The 2,912-nt window shown below is 62.7% G+C and carries 4 protein-coding genes; all 4 read left to right on the forward strand.

Translation table 11 applies throughout. From position 1 onward, the window contains the following. The first annotated feature begins 289 nt into the window (after positions 1-289). Positions 290-1,096, forward strand: a complete 807-nt coding sequence (locus GWP04_12590; protein NIA26376.1) for a hypothetical protein — start codon at positions 290-292, stop codon at positions 1,094-1,096. A gap of 322 nt (positions 1,097-1,418) precedes the next feature. Next, positions 1,419-1,919: a hypothetical protein gene (locus GWP04_12595; protein NIA26377.1), complete on the forward strand. Its 501-nt coding sequence runs from the start codon at positions 1,419-1,421 to the stop codon at positions 1,917-1,919. Continuing rightward, positions 1,909-2,532 (forward strand): cytochrome B6, encoded by a 624-nt coding sequence (locus GWP04_12600; GenBank protein NIA26378.1) that lies wholly within the window; start codon positions 1,909-1,911, stop codon positions 2,530-2,532. Before GWP04_12595 ends, GWP04_12600 begins: the two co-directional genes overlap by 11 nt. A gap of 9 nt (positions 2,533-2,541) precedes the next feature. Next, positions 2,542-2,912: hypothetical protein (locus GWP04_12605; GenBank protein NIA26379.1), on the forward strand; the 371-nt coding region annotated here is incomplete at its 3' end.

Here is a 2,912-nt window from a genome sequence, read left to right on the forward strand (position 1 = left end):
TGCCCAACGTCCGCATCGATATAGGCGGATCGCTTCCCCGCAGCGACCGCGCTTTCGAGGAGGCGCCGTGCAAATGAGGTTTTGCCCGTGTCCGGAGCTCCGAGCAGCATCACAACGCCACCCTGGGCGGTGAGATCCTGGATGAGGAGATCGTGGGCTGTTTCGGGCATAGGCCGATAGTAGTGAGCGGTGTGGCATCTGAAACCAGGGTGCGGTCTACCCGGGGATTCTGGCGCGTGGACGCCGGCTTCGACTTGCACGTCGGCTTCGGTCATTGGAGACTGTTCGCATGAGCCTGCCGATCTCGTTCATATCCGATTTCGGGACCGAGGACGAGTTCGTCGGTGTCGTGCACGGTGTCCTGGCGAAGTTGGCGCCGGTGAGCAGGGTGATCGACATCACCCATGGGATTCGACGGGGCGAGGTTCGTGCCGGAGCGCTTGCGTTGGTTCGCGCGATCCAGTACCTACCCGAGGGTGTTGCATTGGCCGTGGTCGATCCCGGCGTCGGAACAGAGCGAAGAGCCATCGCGGCCAGGACGCCGTGGGGGTTCTTCGTCGGTCCAGACAACGGTCTCCTGTCTCCGGGAGTGGCGATGGTCGGTGGTGCGGATGTGATCGTCGCGATCGAGAATCCTGAAGTGATGATCCCGAGTCGAGGGGCGACATTCGCAGGTCGCGATGTGTTGGCTCCGGCTGCGGGCGTGCTCGCTTCAGGAGAAGCCGACCTGCGGGATCTCGGTCCCGAGGTCGATCCGGACTCGGTCTTTCCATTACTGCTTCCGCTGCCCGACGCAGCAGGGAACTCGGTGCGAGGCGAGGCGTGGTGGATCGATCACTTCGGAAATGTGCAGACGAATGTGGGACCCGATGACTTGCACGGTCTGGGAGCAGTGGAGGGGGAACATCTCGTGTTCATGGTTGGGAACCGGCGACACTCTGTCGTCTGGGCGTCCACCTACGGGGACGTGTCGATTGGAGAAGCGTTGCTCCACACCGATTCCAGCGGGCTCATCTCCGTCGCGGTCCGGGGGGCACGGGCAGACGAGCGATTTGGGCTCGCGGACGGAACCGTGGTGACGATTTCAAAGGAGTAGCAGCACCGCTCTGCAGACACGGAACCCTGCACGAACTGCAAAGTGCGAAAAATGGCTCGCGCAGCGAGCCAAGAAAGGGGAACGGGCGACCGCCGTTGGGGCGGGCTGGGAGGCTTACCTTGTCAAAACCTCAGATGAACGTGCCTGAGGTTTCGTAATCGGCGGTACGCCCCGTTGCCCCGCGAACGTTGTGTTCGCATGGACGAATTACCTCCGTCCACACCGGAGGTATCGGTCGTTTGCGGTATGGCTTGAGCACTTTTCCTCAGGACGCGGAGTGGTTTCTGGTGCACGGGGTGTTGCGCGGTAGAGTACCGACGAGATGAGTGAGGACACGTCGAGGCTTGGTGAGCAGAAGCCACATCGAGGCCGTGGTCTCGTGACCATCCTCTTCGGGGTAGTGCTGTTCGTGGCGGGGATGCTGATGGCAGGACCCTCCGTTCCTGCATCGACTTCCTCCCAAGCGGTGGTTGCTTCCATCGGGATCGCCGTGGTGCTCGCAGGGTCGCTGCTCGTGCTGCTGGGCGTAGCGTACCTTTGGGTCGTCGGTCGTCCCATGACATGGCCTCGAAGCCTGTTGGGTGCCGTTCTGGCCGTTTCGGCCCTGCTCCTCGGGTTCGGTGTGTTCCCTTCCTGGTGGCTCAACTCGATGCAGGGAATCGACCCGAAGTGGGCGAAGGATCTGGTGTCGTTCCTCTACGTCCTGGCACTGTTCGCCGGCGTTGGACACCTGCTCAGAGAGCCTGTGGAAGCCGGATCCCGGGGACCAGATGTCTCCGCGTACGGCCGGACACTCGTGAAGGGGGGCAACAGTGGCCGATGACCGGACGCAGAACCCCGTACGGATCCTTCATCCTGCCAAAGTGAAGCGATACGCGTTGCGTTTCTCCTACACGCTTGGCCTCGGTGGAATCAGCGTTGGGTTGGCAGGAGTGCTTGCGGTCACGGGGCTCCTCCTGATGTTCGGATACCGACCCGCGCTTGCCACGGCGTTCGCGGACACTCATGCCCTTGCAGCCGGTGGCTACTCGTCGTTCTTACGGAGCCTGCATCGCTGGTCCGCCTACTTGCTCATCGTCTCCGTATTCCTGCATATGGTGAGAGTCTTCTACCACCGTGCTTACACAGGTGAGCGACGCACGAACTGGGTGATCGGTGTCCTGCTACTGGCAGTAGTGGCGGCAATGGCCGTCAGTGGCAATATCCTCCCCTGGGATCAGGCGGCAATGGCCGTGGCGGCCGTTGTCGAGACGGTCGTGCGTTCCGTCCCGCTCGTCGGGAGCGCCCTCAAGTCCGCGCTCTTCGGTCCAACGCCGGATGCGACGCTCCTTCGCGCCTATGTGTTCCACGTCGTTCTGCTTCCGTTCGTTTTCCTCGTGCTCACTGCCGTCCATCTGTGGAAGGTGCGGAGAGACGGCCTCTCCGGACCGGTGTAAGGAGCCGAAATGGTCGACATCCCCGATGAACTGCTGCGGCGCATGGCTTCGGCGAAAGCGAAAGCTCTCGGCGAACCGTATGAAGAGATCCCCGCATTCTCGGTAGGTGACGGAGAGCCGGTGGTGCTTCCTGAGGGTGTCGAGCCGACTCCTGAAGCTCCGACGACGATCCCGGACGAATTGCTCGAGCGGGAGGCGGCTTCGCGCGATGCCGCTCTTGCATCGCTGCCGCCGGCCCCGGTACGAAACACCGTCCCGAAGAAGCTGGTGCCAAAGGCGAAACCTCGAGTAGTGCCCGAAACTCCGCCGCCGGTCTCGGAAGCGGTAGCGGAACCGGTCTCCCAATCGGCACCGGATGCCGCCGCCTCGCCGCCACCGGA

The sequence above is a fragment of the Gammaproteobacteria bacterium genome, assembly GCA_011682695.1.
Taxonomy (GTDB): Bacteria; Actinomycetota; Acidimicrobiia; order Spongiisociales; family UBA4744; genus BMS3Bbin01.

Bases quoted from the DNA above. Each gene is read 5' to 3' on its own strand.
- GWP04_12590 (NIA26376.1), top strand. From the start codon at position 290: ATGAGCCTGCCGATCTCGTTCATATCCGATTTCGGGACCGAGGACGAG.
- GWP04_12595 (NIA26377.1), top strand. From the start codon at position 1,419: ATGAGTGAGGACACGTCGAGGCTTGGTGAGCAGAAGCCACATCGAGGC.